We start from the raw sequence: 22,283 nt of genomic DNA on the forward strand, positions 1-22,283 counted from the left end.
ATTCAGTCGCGGGATGTCACCCAATCCTCGTCGCGGTAGCCCTGGGCGTACAGCAGGGCGGTGAGGTCGCCGTGATCGATGCGGGTGCGCGCCTCGGCCGCCACCACCGGCTTGGCGTGGAAGGCGACGCCCAATCCGGCGGCCCGCAGCATGTCGAGATCGTTGGCGCCGTCGCCCACCGCCACCGCCAGATGCGGCGTGATTCCCAACTCGGCCGAGACTGCGTTCAAGGTCGCCAGCTTGGCCTCGCGGCCGATGATGGTATCGCCCACCTGGCCGGTCAACCGGCCATTCTCGGCGATCAGTTCGTTGGCGATGTCGCGGTCGAAGCCGCAGGATTGGCGGACCCGCGAGGTGAAGAAGCGGAAGCCCCCCGACACCAGCACGGCAAAGGCGCCGTGACCGGTCATGGTGCGGACCAGGACGTGGGCGCCAGGGGTGAATTCGATCCGGTCCCAGGTCTTGGACAGGCAATCCTCGGACAGCCCCTTCAGCAGGCCAACCCGCTCGCGCAACGCCGCCTCGAAGCCGATCTCGCCATTCATGGCCCGCGCGGTGATGCGGGCGATGTGGTCCTTGAGGCCGGCGAAATCCGCCAGTTCGTCCAGGGTCTCGCCGGTCACCATGGTGGAGTCCATGTCGGCGACCAGCAGGCGCTTGCGGCGGCCGTCCAGCGGCTGCGCCACCACGTCCACCGCCCAGCCTTCCAGGATGCGGGTGGCGATGGAATCGGCCTGACCGGTCTCCAGCCCGGCGAAGGTCAGGTCGCAGGCCCGCTCGGGCGACAGCCAATCGGCGGCGCCGACCTCGGCCCCCAGGGCGCGCAGCGCTCCCCGCACCTCGAACACCAGCGACGAATCGAGCCCGTCCACCCCGTGTCCGGCGATCAGGGTCAGAACCTTGTCCATGAACGGTCCTCGGGATGATGGGGATGGGGGATAAAGGAGAAGGCGGCTTCGTTTACCGCATTGCAGCATGGAATGGCAAGCAAGAACCGGTCTGGCGGGACGCGAGAACGCTTGGCGAGGGCGATGGCATCGACTATGACGAAGGCTTCCCTGCTTCGGAGGCTGCTTCCGTGCCCGTCCCCGTGCCGTTGCTTCGTCCCTTTCCCGGCCTGCGTCCCACTCCCGACCATGCCGCCCAGGTGGTGGCGCCGCCCTATGACGTGGTGTCGTCGGACGAGGCCCGGGTCATGGCCGCCGACAGGCCGTTGTCGTTCCTGCACGTTTCCAAGCCGGAAATCGACCTGCCCGAGGGAACCGATCCCCATGCGCCGGAGGTCTATGCCAGGGGGGCGGAAACCCTGCGGGCGATGATCCGGGACGGCGTGCTGGTCCAGGACACCCAACCCTGCTTCTATGTCTATCGCCTGTCCATGGGCGCTCATTTCCAGACCGGAATCGTCGGCGGCGCCTCGGTCGCGGCCTATGACGCCAACCGCATCCGCAAGCATGAATTCACCCGTCCGGACAAGGAGGACGACCGCGTCCGCCAGACCGATTCATGCAATGCCCAGACCGGCCCGGTGCTGCTGGCCCATCGCGACCATCCCGCCGTGGCCGCTGTCATCGCCCGGGTGATCAAGGGACGTCCCGCCTATACCGTGGCGGCCGCCGACAAGGTCATCCACACCTTGTGGGTGATGGACGATCCCGAGATGCAGGAGACGGTGACCAAGGCCTTCGACGACATGCCGGCGCTTTATATCGCCGATGGCCACCACCGTTCCGCCGCCGCCTCGCGGGTGGCGGCGATGCGCCGCGGCAACGACGGGGGAGGGGCCTGCGAATCCTTTCTGGCGGTCAGCTTCCCCATGACCGAGATGATGATCCTCGACTACAACCGGGTGGTCCGCGACCTGGGCGGCCACACCCCGGATAGTTTTCTGGCGGCGGTGGAGAACGCCTTCACGGTCGAGGCCATCGCCGGCCTGGCCCGTCCCGCCTGCTCCCATTGCATCAGCATGTATCTGGACGGCCAATGGTACCGGCTGGAGCCGCGCGACCCGCCGCCCGCCGACCCGGTGGCGCGCCTCGACGTCAGCTTGCTGTCGGATCGCCTGCTGGGGCCGGTCCTCGGCATTGGTGACCTGCGCAAGGACGCCCGCATCGATTTCGTTGGCGGCCGCCGTGGCCTGGGCGAACTGGAGAGGCGGGTGGATTCCGGCGAGATGGCGGTGGCCTTCGCCATGTATCCCACCTCCATGTCCGATCTGGTGGCCGTCGCCGATTCCGGACAGGTGATGCCGCCGAAATCCACCTGGTTCGAGCCCAAGCTGGCCGACGGCATGGTCAGCTATCCCCTGGACTGGTGCTGACCCAAGGGAGCTATTCCGCCGCCGCGCCGTGTTCGGCCGCCTTCAGGTGGTCCTTGTAGTACTTGATCCGCTTGGCGGCATCGAGCGACGGCGGCGAGAACAGGTAGCCCTGGGCGTATTCGATGCCGACATCCTGGATGATGGCCATCATCTGGCTGTCTTCGACGCATTCGGCGATGGTGGTCATGCCAAGGTCGTGGGTCAGGCCGGTCAGGGCGCGCAGCACCGAACGGCCGCGTTTCTCGCGGGCCTCGAAGATGTAGGACGAGTCGATCTTGACGTAATCCACCGGCAGGATCTTGAGAATGTCGAAGGCTGATCCGCCCGAGCCGAAATCGTCCAGCGACAGCCGTACCCCCATCCGCTTGATACGGGCCAGCAGCCGTCTCGCCTCGTCCAGGTTGTAGATGCGGGCGGCGTCCGTGATCTCCAGCACTAGGCGGGAGAGGCAGGGCTTGTTCAGTTCCAGGATCTTCAGCAGGGCGTGGTAGAAGGCGGGATTGCCGAGCGAGGTGCCGGACACGTTGACCGCGATGGAGGCCAGGGACGAGATGTCCTGGGCGGACTTCATGGTGGCCAGCGCCTTCTTCACCGCGATCAGGTCGAATTCGCCGATGACGCCGACATCGGTGGCGAAGGGAATGATCTGCGACGGGTTGAAAAAGCCCTTGGCGTGGGCGATGCGGCCGAACGCCTCGTAGGCCAGGACGCCGCCGGTGGCGATGTTGACCATGGGCTGGTAGAGGAAGACCAGACTCTCGCCCTTGACCATCTTGCGGAAGTTGCGCACCCGCACCAGGGTGTCTTCCACCGCCGCCGCCGCCCCCTCGGCCAGCGAGGTGATGGCGAAGCGGGCGCTGTCCCTGATGAAGCCGCCGATTATGAAGGTCAGCGCCTTGCCGATGTCGTCTTGCGACAGCGTCTTGTCGTCCATCTCCAGGGTCGCCGTCTGCATCTTGAGGTTGGCGCCCTTGACCTTGCCGCCGAACTGCCTGACCACGTCGTTCACCTTCTGGTGAACCGCGCCGGCGGAGATCGACTTGTCGTGGACCAGCCCGAAGGCGCGATCGTGCAGCGGCCCGGCCGAGGACTGGCGGACCGAGCATTGCTCAAGCGCGTGGTGAATTGTCGCGAAGAAGCTTTGCAGGATCGCCGGCTCGCACGCGGTGAAGTTGGACCCCGACAGGTCGAACAGTGTCAGGGTGTAGTCCTCGCCGATTCGGTTGGCCTCGTTCAGGCGCTGCTGCACCATCTCGACGAAGCGGACCTTGGGGTCGGTGGCGGGGGCGTTCTCGGAGGGGGCCTCGGCCACCGGCGGCACCCGGGACAGCACCAGATGGTAGCCGGTGGGGAATTGCGGCAGCTTGATGCCGGCCAGACGCATGCGCGACACCGCGCCGCTGGCCCCGACCATGGTCAGGGGGGTATGGTCCAGCCGTCCGGTGTTGCGCAGCCGCAGGACCGATTCGGTAAATTTCTTGCGGTCCCGCGCCATGATGAAGTCGGCCAGCGGCCGGCCCAGCAATTCGCCGTCGGAAATTCCGTACAGCGCCTCACCGGCGCCGGCGGAGTAGGTCACCACGTCGGAATCGTCGAGTTCCAGCAGCAGGTCGGCGCCCGCGAACGCAAAGGCGATGAAGCGGTCGCGCTGCTGTTTCAGCTTTTCGACAAGCGAATGATCTCCGTCCGCCATGACGATGCGTTCTCCCGGTGCCGCCTTTCCCCAAAGGACAGCTTCTCCCTTTTTGACGTTACAATCGGTCACGTTTAGTTTCAAGTTGTTTGCGTAACGATTCTCCGTAACCATACGCAAGGATGGGGTAATCGCCGGGGGATCGTCCGCAATCAGCAAATCGGTACGCAATTGCGTATTTTTTTGTGGCGGAACGGGTTGCTCTCGGGTTAAATACCCCCTTAGATTGGCTACGCGGCGATATAAGCCGTGAGCTGCTTCTGGGAGGAAATAAGGATGCAAAAGCTCTTCAAGTGGGGCGCGACGGCTGTCGTCGCGGCCGGTTTCTGCGCCGTTGCCGGTACCGCCAATGCCGCCGATCCGATCAAGATCGGCGCGTTCCTGTCGGCGACCGGACCGGCGTCGTTCCTCGGCGAGCCCGAGAAGAAGACTCTGGAAATGTATGTCCACAAGCTGAACAAGGACGGCGGCGTCCAGGGTCGCAAGATCGAGCTGGTGGTCTATGACGACGGCGGCGCCGGCGACAAGGCCTCCACCTTCGCCAAGCGCCTGATCGAAAGCGACAAGGTCGACCTGATCATCGGCGGCTCCACCACGGCGACCACCATGGCGGCCGTTCCGCTGATCGAGCGCGCCGGTGTGCCGTTCATTTCGCTGGCCGGTGCCGTCGTCATCGTCGAGCCGGTGAAGAAGTGGGTGTTCAAGACTCCCCATACCGACCGCATGGCGGCCGAGAAGGTGTTCGCCGACATGCAAAAGCGCGGCATCACCAAGATCGGCATGATCTCGGAAGATGCCGGCTTCGGAAAGTCGGGCCGTGACCAGTCGCTGCTGGTGGTCAAGAATTACGGCATCGAGATCGTCGCCGACGAGGTCTACTCGCCCAAGGATCCCGACGTCACCGCCCAATTGACCAAGATCAAGAACGCACCCGGCGTGCAGGCCGTGTTCAATTTCGGCTTCGGCCAGGGTCCGGCCATCGTCACCAAGAACTTCAAGCAGCTCGGTATTGCCGTCCCGCTGTACCAGTCGCATGGCGTCGCCTCCAAGGACTTCATCAAGCTTGCCGGCCCCGCCGCCGAGGGCGTGCGTCTGCCCGCCGCCGGCTTGGTGGTCCCCGGCCAGCTTGCCGCCACCGATCCCCAGAAGCCGGTCGTGACCGCCTTCAAGAAGGAATACGAGGAGGCGTTCAAGTCCGACGTCTCCACCTTCGCCGGCCATGCCTACGATGGCCTCCAGATCGCGCTTGCCGCCATCCTGCGCGCCGGCTCGACCGACAAGGCCAAGGTCAGGGACGAGATCGAGAAGACCTCGGGCTATGTCGGCACCGGCGGCCTGGTCTCCATGTCTCCGACCGACCACATGGGCCTGTCGCTGTCGGCTTTCCACATGGTGGAAATCAAGAACGGCGACTGGATGCTGATGAAGGACTGATCCGCACGGTAGCCGGCGGTCCGCGCCCCTCCCCTTTGCTGGGGCTTGAGTGCGGACCGCCGGTCCATTTAACCGAAGGACCGGGGGAACCATGTCTGCCGCACTGCTTCAATATCTGTTCTCGGGGCTGACCTCGGGCGCGATCTACGCGCTGGCCGGGTTGGGCTTCGCCATCATCTACAACGCCAGCCATGTGATCAACTTCGCCCAGGGCGAATTCATCATGATCGGCGGCATGGCCTCCGCCACCATGGTCGCCGCCGGCGTGCCGATGCCGCTGGCCATCGTCCTGGCGTTGCTGATCGCCATGGCGGTGGGCGTCATTCTCGAGAAGTTCGCCATCGAGCCGGCGCGCAATGCCGACGTGGTGACCATCATCATCATCACCATCGGCGCCTCGATCTTCCTGCGCGGCGCCGCCCAGATCATCTGGGACAAGGAATTCCACTCGCTGCCCGCCTTCTCGGGCGAGAATCCCATCGCCGTGCTGGGCGCCACCTTGATGCCACAGAGCCTGTGGGTGGTCGGCGTCGCCGGCGTGGTGATCGTGGCGCTGTGGTGGTTCTTCAACCGCACCATGTTCGGCAAGGCGATGCTGGCGACCTCGCACAACCGTCTCGCCGCCCAGCTGGTGGGCGTCGGCGTCAAGAAGGTGCTGCTGGCCAGCTTCGCGCTCTCGGCCCTGCTGGGCGCGGTGGGCGGCGTGGTGGTCACCCCGATCACCTTCACCAATTATGAAGCCGGCATCATGCTGGGCCTGAAAGGCTTCAGCGCCGCCGTCCTGGGCGGCCTGGGCAACGGCACCGGCGCCATCGTCGGCGGCTTGATCGTCGGCATCGTCGAGGCGCTGGCGTCGGGCTACCTGTCCTCGGCCTACAAGGACGCCATCGCCTTCATCATCATTCTCTTCGTGCTGTTCTTCATGCCTAACGGCCTGTTTGGCAAGCGCGGCACGGACCGGGTGTAACCGCCATGAACATGATGACCCCACGAACCGGAGGGCTGGCGTTGCTGGCGGTGATCATCACCGTTGCGCCGATCGGCTTCACCAACACCTACTTCTACGACGTCGCCGTCAATGCGATGTTCAACGCCATCCTCTGCATCGGGCTCAACCTGCTGATCGGCTATGCCGGCCAGATCTCGCTGGGTCATGCCGGCTTCCTGGCGCTCGGGGCCTACGGCTCGGCGATCATGACCACCGCCTACGGCGTGCCGCCGATCGCGGCGATGCTGATCTCGGCCACCGTGGTCGGGCTGATCGCCTTCGTGGTCGGCCGGCCGATCCTGAAGCTGAAGGGCCATTACTTGGCCATGGCGACGCTGGGCATCGGCATCATCATCCACATCGTGCTGAAGACCGAATCCAAGATCACCGGCGGTCCCGACGGCATGAGCCTGGACAACTTCTCCATGCTGGGCTTCACCATCATGGGCGACAAGATGTGGTACTGGGTGGCCGGCGTGCTGCTGATCCTGTCGGCGTGGCTGGCGCTCAACCTGATCGACAGCCCGGTGGGCCGGGCGCTGCGCGCGGTGCACGGCTCCGAGGTCGGCGCCGAGGTGGTGGGCGTCGACACCTCCAGCTACAAGGTGCTGGTGTTCGTGGTCTCGGCGGTGTTCGCCTCGCTGGTGGGATCGCTGTTCGCCCACAAGAACGGCTTCATCACGCCGGATATCGGCAGCTTCTTCGGGTCTGTCCATCTGGTGACCATGGTGGTGCTGGGCGGCATGGCGTCGGTGTTCGGATCGGTGATCGGGGCGGTGATCCTGACCCTGCTGCCGCAGGTGCTGGCGGCGGTCGAGCAGTACGAGGCGATGATCCTGGGCGGCATCATGATGGGCACCATGATCTTCATGCCCAAGGGGCTTCTGCCCAGCATCCTTGCGTCCCTCAAGCGTCGGGAGGCCGGACGATGAGCCTGCTTCAGGTCGAGAGCCTGTCCAAGGAATTCGGCGGCGTCCACGCCGTCGAGGACCTGACCTTCACGGTGGAGCCGGGCCACATCCACTCCATCATCGGCCCCAACGGCGCCGGCAAGACGACGTTGTTCAACCTGATCACCGGCGTCTACACCCCAAGCGCCGGCCGGGTGCTGTTCCAGGACCGCATGGTCTCGGGCATGAAGCCCTACGAGCTGGCCGCCATGGGGATGAGCCGGACCTTCCAGAACCTTCAGATCTTCTTCAACATGAAGGCGATCGAGAACGTGATGGTCGGCAACCACCTCCAGCTCAACCGGTCGTTCCTGCCGTCGTTCCTGCGCCTGCCGGGCGTGGTCAAGGGGGATCGGGCCTGCGTCGAGACCTGCGTCGAGCTGATGGAATTCGTCGGCCTGGGCAAGTATCTCGATGCCGACGCCGCGTCCATGCCCTATGGCGCGTTGAAGCGCCTGGAAGTCGCCCGGGCGCTGGCGGCCAAGCCGAAGATCCTGCTGCTGGACGAACCGGCGGCCGGCCTGAACGCCACCGAATCGCGCGAGATCGACGAGGTGATCAAGCGGGTCGCCGCCTCGGGCATCACCGTGGTGCTGGTGGAGCACGACATGAAGATGGTGATGGGAATCTCCGATCACATCACGGCGCTGGATTACGGCCGCAAGCTGGCCGAGGGCACGCCGGCCGAGGTGCGCGCCAATCCGGATGTGATCAAAGCCTATCTGGGAGCACATGCGTAATGGCGACGCTTCTCGAAATTTCCGGCCTGACCAGCCATTACGGCCGCATCCAGGCCGTCAAGGGCATCGACGTCACCGTCCAGGAAGGTGAACTGGTGGCCCTGGTGGGCGCCAACGGCGCCGGCAAGACCACGCTTTTGCGCTGCATTTCCGGCGTCCAGCCGGTGACCAGCGGCTCCGTCAAGTTCGCCGGCGAGGACATCACCCGCATGTCGCCGGAAGGCCGGGTGGCGCTGGGCATCAGCCAGTCGCCGGAAGGCCGTCAGGTGTTCGGCCCGATGTCGGTGGAAGACAACCTCCGCCTGGGGGCCTATCGCCGCAGCGGCGCCGCCGCCATCAAGGCCGACATGGACCGCATCTACGAGATGTTTCCGATCCTGCACAAGAAGCGGGACCTGCCGGCCGGCACGCTCTCGGGCGGCCAGCAGCAGATGCTGGCCATCGGCCGCGCCCTGATGGCCCGGCCCCGGGTGCTGCTGCTCGACGAACCCAGCATGGGCTTGGCGCCGCTGCTGGTCGCGGAAATCTTTCGCACCATCGTCACCTTGAAGGAAGCCGGCACCACCATCTTCCTGGTGGAGCAGAACGCCAACGCCGCCCTGGCCATCGCCGACCGCGGCTATGTCCTGGAAACCGGCTCGGTCGTCCTGACCGACCAGGGGCAGGCCCTGCTCGCCAACGAGAAGGTCAAGGAAGCCTATCTCGGACTGTGAGGTCGGGCGGGAGCGGCACGGTTAACGGAAACGGGCGGTCCGCCACATGCGGACCGCCCGTTTTGTTTTGGGCAAATATTTGGTGTTCAGGGCTGGGCGCTGGCGATGCGGCCGTCCTGGACCGTCAGATCGACGAAGCCGAAATTGGGCGAGAATGCCACCGCCACGGCAACCGCGCCGAGGAAGACGGCCGAGAGCAACAGCCTGCGCCGGGTTTCGCCCGTCGACGGATCGTCACTGATCGGAGAGCATGCCGCCATAATCAACTCCCTATCCTAAAGTTTCGAAACATATCCTTACGTGGTAGTTCGCATATTTGATATCGCAAATCCAGTGTTTTCTGAAGCAATTCCATATAACCAGTGATGGTGCGGTGCGGAGGGGGCCTGAAAGTCAGGCCGGACCGGCATGTCCCACTGAAGCTCTCGGGAATGTGATACAAAAAAATGGCTTTGACTTCCAAATGTGTAATTTGGTATTTTGATGCCGAATTGATCGCTCGTCCATATTCAAGGACGTCGGCAGCAGGGAGGGACGGAAGGCATGCATGAGGTGCGCCTCCATGGACGCGGAGGGCAGGGTGCCGTTCTGGCATCGGCCATTCTCGCCGCCGCTTTGGTCGAGGAAGGCCAGCATGTCATGGCTATTCCGGCCTTTGGCTTCGAACGCCGGGGGGCGCCCGTCGTGGCCTTCCTGCGCATGTCCGATCAGGTGATCCGCCGGATCACCAACATCTATTCTCCCGACATCGTGGTGGTGATCGACCCCACCGTCGCCCGCGCGGTCGACGTGTTCGCCGGCATGCCGGCGAACGGGACCTATATCCTGGCCACCAACCGCCAGCCGGGCGAGCTCGAATTGCCGTCCCATCTGGGGCGGGTGGCGGTGTGCGACGCCACCCATATCGCCATGGACATCTTCAAGCGCCAGATCACCAACACCATCATGCTGGGCGCCTTCGCCAAGGCCACCGGCCTGGTGTCGGTGGCGGCGCTGGAGACGGCGCTGGAGGAAACCGATTTCCGCGATGCCGGTCTGCGCCAGAATATCGAGGCGGTGCGGCGCGGTTATGCCGAAACCACCGTGGTCAATCTGGGCAAGGAAAAAGCGGCATGACCATGCGCAACGTTCCCGACAACATGTGTCCGATCGCGGTGGAATACACCACCATGCTGACCGGCGACTGGCGGGCGCTGCGCCCGGTGGTCGACCGCGACCGCTGCGTCAAGTGCGCCACCTGCTGGCTGTATTGCCCGGTGCAGTGCGTGGTGGAGCGGCCGGCATGGTTCGACTTCAACTACGACACCTGCAAGGGCTGCGGCATCTGCGCCGAGGAGTGCCCGCACCGGGCCATCAGCATGATCGACGAGTCGGAGGGGCTGCGATGAGCGGCCGGAGTGTAGCGACTAGCCCGTTGAGGGCGCGCGCCACATGGCGCGAAAGCCAAGCCCACGGATGTGGGCGCCCGGCGATTGAGGGGCTGAAGCGATGAGCGACGTCAAGGAGAGCAAGTCCAAGGGCGGCAAGGTCATCGTCTGCGACGGCAACGAGGCCGCCGCCTGGGGCGCCTGCCTGTCGCGTCCCGACATGGTGGCGGTCTATCCCATCACGCCGCAAAGTTCGCTGGTGGAGTATCTGGCCAAGTTCATCGCCGAAGGCAAGATGGACGCCGAACTGATGGACGTCGAAGGCGAGCATACGGTCCTTTCAGTCCTGCATGGCGCCTGTCTGGCCGGGGCGCGGACCTATTCCGCCACCTCGGCCCAGGGGCTGGCCTTCATGTTCGAGCCCTATTTCCGCACGCCGGGCCTGCGCCTGCCCATGGTGGTGTCGCTGGTCACCCGCGACGCCGTGTCGCCCACCTGCGTGTGGGGCGGCCAGCAGGACGCCATGACCGTCAAGGAAGTCGGCTGGATCCACATGTACTGCGAGACCCAGCAGGAAATCCTCGACACCATCCCCATCGCCTACAAGGTGGCCGAGCATCCCGACGTCATGTTGCCGGTCAACGTCAACCACGACGGCAATTACCTGTCCTACGGCGTGGCGCGGGTGGAACTGCCGGAACAGGAACTGGTGGATTCCTTCCTGGGCGAGAAGCAGGTCAACTGGCATGCCTGTCTCGATCCCGAGCGCCCCATGGCGGTCGACCCGTTGACCGGCGGTGCCGGCGGCGCCGGTCCCGCCACCTTCGTCCGCTACCGCAAGGGCCTGTGTTCGGGCATGCAGTCGGCGTTGACGGTGATCGAGGAGGCCCATGCCGACTGGGGGCGGCGCACCGGCCGCTTCTGGTCGCCGCTGATCGAGGAATACCGCATGGACGACGCCGAGGTGGCGCTGGTCACCATCGGCTCCATGACCGGCGCCGCCAAGGACGCGGTGGACGAGGCCCGTCTCGACGGTCGCAAGGTCGGCATCGTCAAGATCAAGACGTTCCGGCCGTTTCCGATCCATCGGATCGCCAAGGCGCTGTCCAGGGTCAAGGCCGTCGGCGTGGTCGACCGCGCCGTCAATTTCGGCTGGAATTCCGGTCCGGTGTTCCAGGAAGTGCTGGCGGCGCTTTATCACCTGCCGGTCCGCATTCCCGCCATGAGCTTCATCGGTGGTCTGGCCGGCGCCGACATCACCGTCGAGCATTTCGCCCGTGTCGTCGACCGGGTCAACCGGCTGGCGGCGGGCGAAGCGTCTTCCCTGCCGGTCTGGCTGAACGAGAACGATTGAGGTCCCCCATGCCCGAGGCCAAATACCTTCTCGTCGGTTCCAGCCATGCGGCGCTGGAAGCCCTGCGGTCCATCCGCCATTTCGACCCGGACGGGTCCATGGCCATGCTCACCCGCGACGTCTATCGGCCCTATTCGCCGACCATCCTGCCCTATGTGGTGTCGGGGCGGTCCAAGCCGGCGGCGGTCATGTTGCGTGACGAGGCCTTCTTCGAGGCCAACAACTGCGCCTTCGTTCCCGAAGCCGTGGCGCAATCCCTGGATGCCAAGGCCCGGACGGTCAGGCTGGAGAACGGCGAGTCCTGGCGATACGAGCGCCTGTTGATCGCCACCGGCGCGGCCCCCGCCATTCCGCCGGTCAAGGGCATCGACGACGTGCGCTTCCATGTGCTGCGCTCGCTGGAGGACGCCACCGGACTGCGCTCGGCCATGGGCAGTTCGCGTCACGCCGTGGTGCTGGGCGCCGGCCTGGTCGGGCTGCACGCCGCCGAGAACATGGCCGAGGCCGGCCTCAAGGTGTCGGTGGTGGAGATGCAGGGCCATGTCCTGCCCGGCTATTTCGACGCCAAGGCCTCCGAGCGGATCGAGGCGGCCTTCACCGGCCATGGCGTCAAGCTCTACCTCAATCACAAGGTGGTGGCGGTGGAACCCCGCGACGGCGGCCATTCCTGCGCCGTCCACCTGGAAGACGGCAAGGTGCTCCAGGCCGATCTGCTGCTGGTCGCCACCGGCGTCCGCCCGGTCACCGACTGGCTGAATGGGTCGGGAATCGCGGTGGACAAGGGCGTGCTGGTGGACGAGGCCATGCGCACCAATGTCGAGGGTGTCTGGGCCGCCGGCGACGTCGCCCAGGCGGTCGACTTCCACACCGGCCAGCCCGCCCTGATCGGAATCATCCCGACTGCGGTGGAGCAGGGCCGCATCGCGGGGCAGGGCATGGCCGACGACCCTTACGTCAAGGCCTATCCCGGCGGCATTCCGGTCAACACCTATCGCTTCTTCGGCCGGGTGGCGCTGTCCATCGGCCAGGCGGCGGCCAGCGGCGATGTCGAAGTCTCGGAACATGACGATGGCGGTTATCGCCGGGTGGTGCTGTCCGACAACCGGCTGGTGGGCTATGCCAGCGTCGACGAGCCGTTCGACGTCGGCATCATGGGAGAGCTGATCCGCCGCAAGGTCGATCTGACGGCAGTCAAGGATGCGTTCATCGCCCGTCCGGTGGAAACCGGCCGCCGGCTGATGAGCGAGCAGTGGAGGTAAGCCCATGGGCGCGGCATTCGATACCATCGCCTTCAAGGGCAGCCTGTGCGACGGCTGCGGCGACTGCATGACGGCCTGTTCCTCGGCCAAGAAGGGCGCCAGCCGCCTGTCCATCGTTCCGGGCGCCAGCGAAAAGGTGTTCGAACTGGCCATCTGCCGCCAGTGCGGCGATCCCAAATGCGCCATGGTCTGCCCGTCGGGCGCCCTGGCCAAGGATGGCGGCTCGGGTGTGATCGGCTGGGATGCGGACAAGTGCATCGACTGCCTGCTGTGCACCGCCGGCTGCGCCTATGGCGGCATCGCGGTGGACCCCGGCATCTCGCGCGTCGCCAAGTGCGACATGTGCGACGGCGATCCCGCCTGCGTCAAGTCCTGCCCCACCGGGGCGCTGGAATACCGCAAGGCCGGCAGCATCTACAACGAATACGGCGGTAAGGAAGACCTGTTCGTTCCGGGCCTGTCCGGCTGCCTGGGCTGTAATTCCGAGCTGATCATGCGCCATACCATGCGCAAGATCGGCCGCAACTCGGTGCTGGCGACGCCGCCCGGCTGCATTCCCGGCATGGGCTCGGTGGGCTATAACGGCAAGACCGGCACCAAGGTGCCGGTGTTCCATCCGCTGCTGACCAACACCGCCTCGATGCTGGCCGGCATCCGCCGCCATTACGACCGCATCGGGCGCAAGGACATCGTGGTGATGGCGCTGGCCGGCGACGGCGGCACCGCCGATTGCGGCTTCCACGCCGTTTCCGGCGCCGCCGAGCGCGGTGATAAGATCCTCTATATCTGTGTCGACAACGAAGGCTACATGAATACCGGCATGCAGCGGTCCGGCACCACGCCCTACGGCTCGTGGACCTCGACCACTCCGGTGGGCGAGCACATGAAGGGCAAGACCCAGGACGCCAAGAACCTGCCGATGATCATGGCGGCGCACAAATGCCGCTACGTCGCCACCGCGTCCACCGGCTACATGGAGGATCTGTACGAGAAGCTGGACCGGGCGGTCGAGGCGTCGTTCGAGGGGTTCGCCTATCTGCACATCTATTCGCCCTGTCCGACCGGCTGGCGCGTGCCGTCGTCCAAGGTGATCGAAGCCTGCCGCATGAGCGTCGAGAGCAATTTCGTCACCCTGTGGGAATACACCCCCAAGACCGGCATCCGCTTCACCCGTTCGCCCGACAACGCCCTGCCGGTCAGCGCCTATGTCAAGATGATCGGCAAGTACAGGCATCTCTCCCAGGACCAGCTCGACCACATTCAGGCCAAGGTGGACGAGCAGGTTGCGTTGCTGAAGGTGATGGCGGCGGACTCTCCGCCACCGCCGGCGGCGCACAGGCCCCCGGCCGGATCCTCCACTCCGGCCGGGGGTGAAACTTCCCAGACCTCCCTGCGGCGCGAGATTTCCCGCAATTAGCGGCCTTCCCTTGCTCTGCGGGATTTTCCCGTGGCGGCTCCTTTGCGACACACCGCGAACCATTCCCTTACTTTTTGATCCACAGGAGGGGCTGGTTCGCGGACTCGCGCATGCTATATATGCATGATCATGGAGTCCGGGTGGGCGGGAATCCCTCGGTCGTCGATTTGAAGCATTCGATTGGAACGTTCCGGGGTGGGGAGGCTGAATGCCGCTGCTGCGCAAGATCGAGGTCACCACCGGGGTCTGGTGGATAGAAGTGCCCGAAGCCGGCCTTTGCGTGCTGTGCGGATGCCCGGCCGACACGGTCAAGCACCTGATGAAGCGCGGGCTGATCGTCTCGACCGAAAGCAACGGCGTCGCCTTCGAGACCGGCCCCAACGCCATCTTGCTGTCGGACGCCATGGTCCAGAACGGGAATTTCTCCAATCTGGCCGAGTTTCCCGTCCTCCAGATGCTGTATCGCCAGGGTATGATCGTGCCCGGCCATCCCGGTAACACCGGGGTGAAGCCGTTGCTGATCGGCAGCGCCGATCAGGTCCAGGCCCAGATGCAGTACATCTATCGCGGCAATTATGGACTGGTCACCGAGGAGGAGATCGTCGAGGCCGGCGAGACGCCCGGGCGGGCGCGCGAGATGATGCGCATGAAGCTGAAATTCGCCTTCGGCACCATCCGCCATCCGGGTGAACTGCTCGACACCCTGGCGGTGGACACCGATCCGGTGGAAATCCGGAACGGCGTATTCGTGCGGCGTATGCTGTTCAACGTGTTCGAGTTCTCGTACCAGGGTGAAACCGCCGTGGTCGACCTGAACCTGCCGGCCTACGAGGCCTATGAATCTCCGTATCCGTTGGGGTTCTACCGGCTGCGCCGCGAATATTTCGCGGTGATCCATTGCGGCGAGGGCGACGGCTGGGACATCAACCGCCCCAGCATGGCCTCCATCGTCATGTTCCAGGGCAAGGTCTATCTGGTCGACGCCGGCCCCAATGTCCTTTATTCGCTGAATGCCCTGGGAATCGGCGTCAACGAGATCGAGGGCATCTTCCACACCCATTCCCACGACGATCATTTCGCCGGTCTCACCACCCTGATCCGCTCGGATCACAAGCTGAAGTACTACGCGACGCCGCTGGTGCGGGCCTCGGTGGCCAAGAAGGTCGCCGCCCTGCTGTCCATCGAGGAAGAGGCGTTTTCCGATTACTTCGACGTCCACCCCCTGTTGGAGAACGAGTGGAACCAGATCGACGGCCTGGAGGTGAAGCCGGTGTTCTCGCCCCATCCGGTCGAGACCACCATCATGCATTTCCGCGCCATGTGGGATGGAAGCTACCGAACCTATTCCCATCTTGCCGATATCTGCCGGTTGTCGGTGCTTCAGGGCTTCGTCACCGACGATCCGGACCAGCCGGGCATCACCAAGGCCCTGTACGACAAGGTCGCGGTCGATTACCTGATGCCGGCCGACGTCAAGAAGATCGACGTCGGCGGCGGCATGATCCATGGCGACGCCTATGATTTCCGCAACGATCATTCGGGCAAGATCATCCTGGCCCATACCTCGCTCAGGAACACCCGCGCCCAGAAGGCGATCGGTTCGTCGGCATCGTTCGGCACGGTGGACGTCCTGATCCCCTCCAATCACGACTTCATCTGGCCCTATGCCTACGAGGCGCTGGATTCCTATTTCCCCGACATTCCGCGCCACCAGCTCCGGTTGCTGCTCAACAATCCGGTGGTGACCTTCAATCCCGGCACCATCTTGGTGAAGGAGCGGGTGGTCAACGACCAGATCTATCTGCTGCTGTCGGGCAGCGTCGAGATGATCCCCATCGAGGTCGAGATGCGCTCGGTCCTGTCGGCCGGCGCCATGATCGGCGAATTGTCGGGGCTGTTCAGCGTTTCCGCGTCCGAGACCTACCGCGCCGCCAGCTTCGTGCAGGCCCTGGCGATTCCCTGTTCGCTTTATGCCCAGTTCGTGCGGCACAACGACGTGTTCCCCACGGTCTCGCGTCTTTTGGAGCATCGCGAGTTCCTGCTGCGCACCAGCCTGTTCGGCGAGGTGGTGTCGTCCAAGTCGCTGAACCGCATCGCCCAGAGCATGACCAGCCGCGTCTTCGCCGCCGATACCCTGATCGAGCTTGGCCACGACGTGGTCGGCATGATCAAGACCGGCAGCGCCGGCCGCTTCCTGGGCGATCACCTGTTCGAGACCCTGAAGATCGGCGACTTCTTCGGCGAGGACGTGGCCATCTTCAACACTCCCAGCCTGATGCGGGTCCGCGCTCTGGAGGATTGCGAGGTGTTCCTGGTGCCGGCCGAGACGCTGGGCGACATCCCGTCGGTACGCTGGAAGCTGTTCGAGGCCGGCACCAAGCGGACCCGCGCCATGGTCGAGGCCGGCGAGCACGCCCGTGTCCTGATCCGCTGGCATGACGAATATTCCGTTGGCGTGCAGCGCATCGACAGCCACCATCGCCGCCTGTTCGAGATCGCCAATTCGGTGCTGGATCAACTCGACCGCGGCAATTCCATGGCCGAGGTGTCGGAGACCATGGGGCTGCTGCGCGAATACGCCCGCTTCCACTTCGGCGAGGAGGAGGGGCTGCTGATCCGCTACAAGTATCCGGATCTGAAGGCCCATCTCGCCCGCCATGCCCGGCTGCTGGAGCAACTGACCGAATTGCAGTCCTCGGTCGCCGGCGGGCGGGGCTGCAACGAGGCGGAGTTGTTGACCTTCCTTCAGGAATGGATCGTCGGACATACCCTGTCCGACGATCACCGCGCCGCGCTCTTCCTTAATTCGAAGGGTGTGTACTGACCTCGACGTCGCGGCTGATGCCTCGGCCGCGCACCGGGGTGTGGGTGATGAGCGGTCCGCGGGTGAACGCGGCCCTGGTCACCAGCACGGCCTTGATGCCCCAGCCCGACGCCGCCGCCAGCAGGCCGCCCAGGGCGGCGGCCGGAGTGACCCCGAACAGCGCCGCAGCCAGCAGCGGCAAGGCCGCCAGTTGCGCCATCCGCAAGGCGCGGGCCGAGGGCGAGTCCAGGGCTTGCAGGGTGCCGGCCGGCGCCTTGGCGGCCAGCAAGCCCCGGCGATAGGTCCACCAGACTCCCTCGCGGGCCAGCCCGGCCGCCAGGGCCAGGGCGGCCCACGGGGCAAAAGCCGTTCCCGCCAGCAGGAACAGCCCGGTTCCCTCGGCCAGTCCGGTGACGATGATCAGCGGCACGATCTCGGGCTGCTTCCATGCCGGAATGCCCCGCGACGCCTTGAGGATGCGGGCCTGGCAATACAGGAATCCCGCCGCCAGGATCATGATCGCCGGCAGCAGCAGCGGCAGGCGCAGCACGACATAGCCGGCGGTGGCGGCGGCCAGCGGTCCGGCGATGATGCCTTCGCGGGTCATCCACGAGGTCTGGGGGTGGAAGAACACGTTCAGCGCCCGCCACGGCTTGCCGATCTCCAGCCACACCAGCGACAGACCGGCCATGACGAAGCAGAGGCCCGCCGCCAGGGGGATGGTTGCGTCGTGTCCCGCCAGGGCCGCCGCCGCCGAGACCATCAGCAGTCCGGTTCCCGTTCCACCACCGATGAAATTGCCCGCCGCCCGCAGGTCCCAGAATCCCTGCCGCCTGGCCGTCGCGATCTGCCTCATAGCGTTCCCCTGTCCCAGATGTAGTAGAAGCCCGGCCCGGTTCCCTCGTCCTCGTGCATGCGGAACCACTGGTTGTCGGCGATCAGGCGCTTGATCTCGCTGTCGGGAGCTTCGATGTCGCCGAAGCGCAGCGCGCCGGAGATGCAGGAATTGACGCAGGCCGGCGTGGCCTCGGGATCGCGGCCCGGCACCTTGCCGGCCTTGATGCCGGCATCGATGCGGTCGACGCAGAAGGTGCACTTGGTGGCGACGCCGATCTTGGCCGGGTCGAAGCGGGCCTGCTCCGACGCCATGGCGGTCCCGCCATAGGCGAAGTCGGCATGATCGACCTTGTAGCGGGCCTCGTAAGGGCACGATATGGCGCAGTAGCCGCAACCGATGCAGATGTCGTAATCGATGGTGACGATTCCGTCCTTGCGTTTCCCGGTGGCGGTCGACGGGCAGACCTCCATGCACGGCGGATCGTCGCAATGCTGGCAGCCGGTGGGCACGAACACCCGGCTGACGTCGGGGTATTCGCCGGCCTCAAGGTCGAGGACGCGGCGCCATTGCACGCCGGGCGGCGTGCCGTTGGTTTCCTTGCACGACGCTGTGCAGGTCTGGCAGCCGACGCAGCGGCGCAGGTCGGCGATCATGACGTAACGGGTCATGGGGCAACTCCCTCGGACGGATCGGATTCGCCGATGCGCTGGCGGCCGGCGTAAAGGACGTGATGGTCGCGCCGGGCGAAGCCAACCAGGGTCAGGTTCAGTGCCTCGGCCATGCGGATGGCCAGGACGGTGGGAGCGCTGATGGCGGCCAGGATGCCGATGCCGGTGGCGGCGGCCTTCTGCACCATCTCGTAGCTGGCCCGGCTGGTGACCATGGCGGCGCCGGCGGCGGCGTCGATGCCGGCCAGGGCCATGGCGCCGACCAGCTTGTCCAGCGCGTTGTGGCGGCCGACATCCTCGCGGATCAGGACCACTGTTCCGTCCGGCTCGGCCCAGGCGGCGGCATGGGTGGCCCCCGTCAGGCGCTGGAGAGGCTGGTTGGCGGCCAGGTCCATGAAAGCGCCTTGCAGGGCCGATGGCTTCATCCTGGCCGTGGCCGCGACGGGGGCGATGTCGCGAAACACCTGCGACAGGCTTTCGGCGCCGCAGAGCCCGCAGCCGGTGCGTCCGGCCAGGGTGCGGCGGTGTTGCTTCAGGCGGTGGAAGCGGGCGGAGGCGATGGTCAGGCGCACGGCGAAGCCCTCGCACCGCTCGTCCACCTCCAGGTCCAGGATATCGCCGGGATGGTCGACGATCCCTTCGGTCAGGCTGAAGCCGATGGCGAAATCCTCAAGGTCGGACGGAGAGGCCAGCATCACCGCGTGGGAGATTCCGTTGTATTCCAGGCTGACGGGAACCTCGGCGGCGGCCATGTCCATGGCGGTTTCGGTCCTGCCGTCCCGCCAGCGGTCGACGGCGACCGCCTCCATGGAAGGATGGCCGGTGGCGGCGGGGGATGCGGACATGACGGTCATGATGCCTGCTCCTCGTTCAACGGGCCATCCACCGGGCGCAGTCGCACCCGCACCACGTCGGCGCCCGATCCGGTGGCGTCGGTCAGTTCCAGGGCCATGCCCGACATGGACGAGACCGCGTTCAGCGACGGATAGCCGAGGTCCTTGGCATAGGGCGTCTTCCAGTGCTGGAACTGTCCGGGAATGACGATGGTGTCGGGGCGGCAGCCCTGGACCACGGCGGCCTTGCCCCGGGTCGCGCCCACCGGCGAGGCCACCTCGACCCAGCCGCCGTCATTGATGCCGAGCCGCTTGGCCGTCCCGGCATTGATGATGATCCGGCCATGGCCGCGCATGTTGGACGCCACCTCGTTCATCAGCGGGATGCCGGAATTGCTGCCGGTGGAGTACTGCATGCTCTTGGTGGTGATGCCCCAATAGGGATACTCGCCGGGGTCCTCGCCGGCGTTGCGCAGCGCGTCGACCCAGTGTCCGGGCACGTCGTCCCAGTGGGGCAGAGCGCGGTATTCGGTCAACTGGGTGTCCCACCAGTGGATGCCCTGGCTGTGCAGGCGGCGCTTCAACTCCTCGCCGATCTTCAGCAGGCGTTCCTGATAGGGCAGCTCGAAGCGCAGGCCCTGTTCCACCATGGTGGGGTAGAGGTACCAGTCGGCGCGGGCGAAGGGCACGACGAAGAAGCCGTTGGCCTTCATCCATTCCAGATCCTTGACCTCCTTGCCGCCGGTCATCTCGAAGGTGGCGGCCTTGCAGGCGGCGTCCCAGATGGAATCGGTCTCGGGAAACCGGTCGGTGGGCAGGCTGAAGTCGTAGCCCTCACCTTTGAGCGGCACCAGGGCGGCGCCGCGATTGATGCGCTCCACGTATTCCGGCAGCAACCCGACGCGGCGCGACAGTTCGGTGGCGATCCAGGTGAAGTCGCGGGCCTCGCCCTGGGGCTCGGTCACCGGCTGGCGCAGCACCACGCCGCGGTGGTCCCAGTGCTGCTCGACGAACTTGGTGCCGCCGACCCGGATCAACTGGGTGCCCTCCAGGTCGGTGGCCTCGGGCAGCAGGATGTCGGCCATGTGGTTGGTTTCGTCCATGGTGTAGGCGAAGGCCACGATGTAGGGCATCTGCGAGATGGTCTCGGCCAGCCGCTCGATCTCCCAGAACGAGATCGCCGGGTTGGTGCGGTAGGCGAACCACACTTCCGGCATGGTCGGCTTCGGCCAGTTCTCGGGCGATTCGCGCATGAACATCCAGGCGAGATGGGTCGGCCCCAGCGCCTGGCTCCACGGCCCGTTGCCCACATGCGGCACCAAGGTGCGGTGCGCGTTGCGCCCGGTCGGCTTTCCGATCCATTTGTCGGGGGTGGTCGGATTGAAATTGCAGGTCATGAAGCCGTCCTCGCCGGGCTTCACCGTGGCCAGACGGTTGTCGTGCGGACGGTTGATGCGAACCGTGGTGCCCAGCGTACCGCCCGGAACCTCCAGCGCGCCGACGATGGTGGCCAGCACGGTACGGCCCCAGCAGCATTCGAAGGCGCCCCAGCCGTTGTTGACGGTCTTGCCCAGCGTCACCGCCACCGGGCGGAACGGCAGGATCTGGCCGTCGATCTCGACGGTCTCGCCGACGCAGGCGTTGTCCAGGTATTCCAGCGCCACCCGGCGGATGGTGGCGGCCGGCACGTCGCAGACGGCGGCGGCCCATTCCGGGGTGTAGGGGCGCATGGCCTCGACCATGGCGGCGAACGAGGGATGGGCGGCAACCGATTCGAAGCGTTCGACCTCGCCGTCGGGGCCGTGGGTGATCGCGGCGGCGACGGTGTAGGTCCCGTCCAGCGCCGGCACCGCGCCGGGATGATCGAACGGCACGGCGGCGCCGGTGAGGGTATCCCACATCAGCGGCTTGGCGGTCTCGGGATCGCGCAGGTAATAGCCGTTGGGCGCCACCAGATAGGGGGCGGCGGTGCGGTCGCGCAGGAAGGGCACGTCGAGCCGGTCCAGCGGCACCTCGGACAGCAGGACGTGCAGCATGCCGAACATGAAGGCGGGATCGGTCTTGGGCTTGATGGGAACCCATTCCGCCGAGCAGCCGGCGGTCACCGACAGATGCGGCTCGACATGGACGCGCTTGACGCCCCGGATGCGGGCGTCGGCATGGCGGCGCACGGCGCAGACGCCACCGGTCACCTCGACATTGGCGCCGAACGAGACGATGTAGCGGGTGTTGGTGGTGTCGGCGCAGACGGTGAAGGCGCGGTGCCAGAACTCGCCGTAGAGGTGCTCGGAGTGGGTGCACTTCACTCCCTGGCCCGAGCCCAGGCTGTAGTCGATCGGCCCCCAGGCGGCCAGGAAGGCGGGCAGGGTGCCCATGTAGCTGGCCGGGGTGCCGCCATGGCCGAAGGTGGCGGCGACGCGGGGCAGGCCCTGCTCGTCCAGCAGGCCGCGCTCGCGGATGCCGTTCAGCCTGGCCGCTACCAGATCCAGCGCCTCGTCCCACGAGATCGGCACGAAGCCGGGGTCCTGGTCCTTGCCCTTGCTTGGGTTGGTCCGCTTCATCGGGGTCAGAACCCGGTTGGGATTGTAGGTCTTCTGGATCAGGCCATAGGCCTTGACGCAAGGCCGCCCATCGGCGGGGTGGATGCCCTTGCCGGCATGGTTGGGTTCCACCGCGACGGCGACGCCATCCTCGACCGTGACACACATGAAGTCGGGTCCGGCGACGCAGTTGTAGCAATAGGTCGGGATCGATTTCCTGGCGGAAGCCTTGGCGGGCATGGTGTTTTCTCCTTCCCGGCGCGGTCTGTGGATATGCGTTAAAATGCGTAATAATGCAAAAATTACGGAAGAGTCAAATAATTTGCATCAATTTGCGCTTTGGTATTGGGGCGCGGGCATGCCGAA

19 protein-coding genes are annotated in these 22,283 nt (G+C 65.6%); 12 read left to right on the forward strand and 7 right to left on the reverse strand.

The features are described from left to right. Positions 1 to 2: 2 nt before the first annotated feature. Positions 3 to 908, reverse strand: coding sequence for a phosphoserine phosphatase SerB (gene serB, locus MTBSS4_RS16665; RefSeq protein ID WP_173984525.1), 906 nt, complete (start codon positions 906 to 908; stop codon positions 3 to 5). Between the two features lie 170 nt (positions 909 to 1,078). On the opposite strand from serB, the gene MTBSS4_RS16670 reads away from it, so the two are divergent. Further along, on the forward strand, positions 1,079 to 2,320 hold the full coding sequence (locus tag MTBSS4_RS16670) for a DUF1015 domain-containing protein (RefSeq protein WP_254432614.1): 1,242 nt from the start codon (positions 1,079 to 1,081) through the stop codon (positions 2,318 to 2,320). A gap of 10 nt (positions 2,321 to 2,330) precedes the next feature. Here the strand turns inward: MTBSS4_RS16670 and MTBSS4_RS16675 are convergent, their stop codons facing one another. Further along, positions 2,331 to 4,013 (reverse strand): EAL domain-containing protein, encoded by a 1,683-nt coding sequence (locus tag MTBSS4_RS16675; RefSeq protein WP_173984527.1) that lies wholly within the window; start codon positions 4,011 to 4,013, stop codon positions 2,331 to 2,333. A 276-nt stretch (positions 4,014 to 4,289) separates the two neighbouring features. Here MTBSS4_RS16675 and MTBSS4_RS16680 point away from each other — a divergent pair, with 276 nt between their 5' ends. From MTBSS4_RS16680 to MTBSS4_RS16700, 5 genes are all read left to right on the forward strand, one after another. After that, positions 4,290 to 5,447, forward strand: a complete 1,158-nt coding sequence (locus tag MTBSS4_RS16680; protein WP_173984528.1) for an ABC transporter substrate-binding protein — start codon at positions 4,290 to 4,292, stop codon at positions 5,445 to 5,447. A gap of 91 nt (positions 5,448 to 5,538) precedes the next feature. Beyond that, complete coding sequence (locus MTBSS4_RS16685) at positions 5,539 to 6,414, forward strand: branched-chain amino acid ABC transporter permease (RefSeq protein ID WP_173984529.1); 876 nt, start codon at positions 5,539 to 5,541, stop codon at positions 6,412 to 6,414. A gap of 5 nt (positions 6,415 to 6,419) precedes the next feature. Then, complete coding sequence (locus tag MTBSS4_RS16690) at positions 6,420 to 7,367, forward strand: branched-chain amino acid ABC transporter permease (RefSeq protein ID WP_173984530.1); 948 nt, start codon at positions 6,420 to 6,422, stop codon at positions 7,365 to 7,367. Beyond that, positions 7,364 to 8,125: an ABC transporter ATP-binding protein gene (locus tag MTBSS4_RS16695; protein WP_173984531.1), complete on the forward strand. Its 762-nt coding sequence runs from the start codon at positions 7,364 to 7,366 to the stop codon at positions 8,123 to 8,125. The genes MTBSS4_RS16690 and MTBSS4_RS16695 overlap by 4 nt, the downstream gene beginning before the upstream one ends. Beyond that, a complete protein-coding gene (locus tag MTBSS4_RS16700; RefSeq protein ID WP_173984532.1) occupies positions 8,125 to 8,838 on the forward strand; it encodes an ABC transporter ATP-binding protein in 714 nt (237 codons plus the stop codon). Before MTBSS4_RS16695 ends, MTBSS4_RS16700 begins: the two co-directional genes overlap by 1 nt. A gap of 86 nt (positions 8,839 to 8,924) precedes the next feature. Here the strand turns inward: MTBSS4_RS16700 and MTBSS4_RS16705 are convergent, their stop codons facing one another. Next, a complete protein-coding gene (locus tag MTBSS4_RS16705) occupies positions 8,925 to 9,098 on the reverse strand; it encodes a hypothetical protein (protein ID WP_173984533.1) in 174 nt (57 codons plus the stop codon). A 283-nt stretch (positions 9,099 to 9,381) separates the two neighbouring features. Between MTBSS4_RS16705 and padE the strand changes: the two genes are divergently transcribed. From padE to MTBSS4_RS16735, 6 genes are all read left to right on the forward strand, one after another. Further along, positions 9,382 to 9,954: an NADH-dependent phenylglyoxylate dehydrogenase subunit gamma gene (padE, locus tag MTBSS4_RS16710; protein ID WP_173984534.1), complete on the forward strand. Its 573-nt coding sequence runs from the start codon at positions 9,382 to 9,384 to the stop codon at positions 9,952 to 9,954. Further along, positions 9,951 to 10,226, forward strand: a complete 276-nt coding sequence (gene padF, locus MTBSS4_RS16715) for an NADH-dependent phenylglyoxylate dehydrogenase subunit delta (protein ID WP_173984535.1) — start codon at positions 9,951 to 9,953, stop codon at positions 10,224 to 10,226. The genes padE and padF overlap by 4 nt, the downstream gene beginning before the upstream one ends. 100 nt (positions 10,227 to 10,326) lie before the next feature. Then, positions 10,327 to 11,559, forward strand: coding sequence for an NADH-dependent phenylglyoxylate dehydrogenase subunit alpha (padG, locus tag MTBSS4_RS16720; protein WP_173984536.1), 1,233 nt, complete (start codon positions 10,327 to 10,329; stop codon positions 11,557 to 11,559). 8 nt (positions 11,560 to 11,567) lie between these two features. After that, positions 11,568 to 12,818 (forward strand): NADH-dependent phenylglyoxylate dehydrogenase subunit epsilon, encoded by a 1,251-nt coding sequence (padH, locus tag MTBSS4_RS16725; RefSeq protein WP_173984537.1) that lies wholly within the window; start codon positions 11,568 to 11,570, stop codon positions 12,816 to 12,818. A gap of 4 nt (positions 12,819 to 12,822) precedes the next feature. Beyond that, on the forward strand, positions 12,823 to 14,235 hold the full coding sequence (gene padI / locus MTBSS4_RS16730; RefSeq protein WP_173984538.1) for an NADH-dependent phenylglyoxylate dehydrogenase subunit beta: 1,413 nt from the start codon (positions 12,823 to 12,825) through the stop codon (positions 14,233 to 14,235). A gap of 208 nt (positions 14,236 to 14,443) precedes the next feature. Continuing rightward, entirely contained in the window at positions 14,444 to 17,059 is a 2,616-nt protein-coding gene (locus MTBSS4_RS16735) for a bacteriohemerythrin (protein WP_173984539.1), read from the forward strand. Here MTBSS4_RS16735 and MTBSS4_RS16740 read toward each other — a convergent pair. The 4 genes from MTBSS4_RS16740 to MTBSS4_RS16755 are packed head-to-tail and all read right to left on the reverse strand — an operon-like array spanning position 17,037 to position 22,157. Continuing rightward, positions 17,037 to 17,894: a phenylacetyl-CoA:acceptor oxidoreductase gene (locus MTBSS4_RS16740; RefSeq protein WP_173984540.1), complete on the reverse strand. Its 858-nt coding sequence runs from the start codon at positions 17,892 to 17,894 to the stop codon at positions 17,037 to 17,039. The genes MTBSS4_RS16735 and MTBSS4_RS16740 overlap by 23 nt on opposite strands. Next, positions 17,891 to 18,544, reverse strand: coding sequence for a 4Fe-4S dicluster domain-containing protein (locus MTBSS4_RS16745; protein ID WP_173984541.1), 654 nt, complete (start codon positions 18,542 to 18,544; stop codon positions 17,891 to 17,893). The genes MTBSS4_RS16740 and MTBSS4_RS16745 overlap by 4 nt, the downstream gene beginning before the upstream one ends. Then, a complete protein-coding gene (gene fdhD / locus MTBSS4_RS16750) occupies positions 18,541 to 19,398 on the reverse strand; it encodes a formate dehydrogenase accessory sulfurtransferase FdhD (RefSeq protein ID WP_173984542.1) in 858 nt (285 codons plus the stop codon). The genes MTBSS4_RS16745 and fdhD overlap by 4 nt, the downstream gene beginning before the upstream one ends. Continuing rightward, positions 19,395 to 22,157 carry a molybdopterin-dependent oxidoreductase gene (locus MTBSS4_RS16755; RefSeq protein ID WP_173984543.1) on the reverse strand — a complete coding sequence of 921 codons (2,763 nt, stop codon included), beginning with the start codon at positions 22,155 to 22,157 and terminating at the stop codon, positions 19,395 to 19,397. The genes fdhD and MTBSS4_RS16755 overlap by 4 nt, the downstream gene beginning before the upstream one ends. Positions 22,158 to 22,283: the final 126 nt, after the last annotated feature.

The organism is Magnetospirillum sp. SS-4, assembly GCF_902729425.1.
Taxonomy (GTDB): domain Bacteria; phylum Pseudomonadota; class Alphaproteobacteria; order Rhodospirillales; family Magnetospirillaceae; genus Phaeospirillum.

Excerpts from the sequence above, each read along its gene's own strand:
- serB (WP_173984525.1), bottom strand. The coding sequence starts at position 908 with ATGGACAAGGTTCTGACCCTGATCGCCGGACACGGGGTGGACGGGCTC.
- MTBSS4_RS16675 (WP_173984527.1), bottom strand. The coding sequence starts at position 4,013 with ATGGCGGACGGAGATCATTCGCTTGTCGAAAAGCTGAAACAGCAGCGC.
- MTBSS4_RS16680 (WP_173984528.1), top strand. The coding sequence starts at position 4,290 with ATGCAAAAGCTCTTCAAGTGGGGCGCGACGGCTGTCGTCGCGGCCGGT.
- MTBSS4_RS16685 (WP_173984529.1), top strand. The coding sequence starts at position 5,539 with ATGTCTGCCGCACTGCTTCAATATCTGTTCTCGGGGCTGACCTCGGGC.
- MTBSS4_RS16690 (WP_173984530.1), top strand. The coding sequence starts at position 6,420 with ATGAACATGATGACCCCACGAACCGGAGGGCTGGCGTTGCTGGCGGTG.
- MTBSS4_RS16695 (WP_173984531.1), top strand. The coding sequence starts at position 7,364 with ATGAGCCTGCTTCAGGTCGAGAGCCTGTCCAAGGAATTCGGCGGCGTC.
- MTBSS4_RS16700 (WP_173984532.1), top strand. The coding sequence starts at position 8,125 with ATGGCGACGCTTCTCGAAATTTCCGGCCTGACCAGCCATTACGGCCGC.
- MTBSS4_RS16705 (WP_173984533.1), bottom strand. The coding sequence starts at position 9,098 with ATGGCGGCATGCTCTCCGATCAGTGACGATCCGTCGACGGGCGAAACC.
- padE (WP_173984534.1), top strand. The coding sequence starts at position 9,382 with ATGCATGAGGTGCGCCTCCATGGACGCGGAGGGCAGGGTGCCGTTCTG.
- padF (WP_173984535.1), top strand. The coding sequence starts at position 9,951 with ATGACCATGCGCAACGTTCCCGACAACATGTGTCCGATCGCGGTGGAA.
- padG (WP_173984536.1), top strand. The coding sequence starts at position 10,327 with ATGAGCGACGTCAAGGAGAGCAAGTCCAAGGGCGGCAAGGTCATCGTC.
- padH (WP_173984537.1), top strand. The coding sequence starts at position 11,568 with ATGCCCGAGGCCAAATACCTTCTCGTCGGTTCCAGCCATGCGGCGCTG.
- padI (WP_173984538.1), top strand. The coding sequence starts at position 12,823 with ATGGGCGCGGCATTCGATACCATCGCCTTCAAGGGCAGCCTGTGCGAC.
- MTBSS4_RS16735 (WP_173984539.1), top strand. The coding sequence starts at position 14,444 with ATGCCGCTGCTGCGCAAGATCGAGGTCACCACCGGGGTCTGGTGGATA.
- MTBSS4_RS16740 (WP_173984540.1), bottom strand. The coding sequence starts at position 17,894 with ATGAGGCAGATCGCGACGGCCAGGCGGCAGGGATTCTGGGACCTGCGG.
- MTBSS4_RS16745 (WP_173984541.1), bottom strand. The coding sequence starts at position 18,544 with ATGACCCGTTACGTCATGATCGCCGACCTGCGCCGCTGCGTCGGCTGC.
- fdhD (WP_173984542.1), bottom strand. The coding sequence starts at position 19,398 with ATGACCGTCATGTCCGCATCCCCCGCCGCCACCGGCCATCCTTCCATG.
- MTBSS4_RS16755 (WP_173984543.1), bottom strand. The coding sequence starts at position 22,157 with ATGCCCGCCAAGGCTTCCGCCAGGAAATCGATCCCGACCTATTGCTAC.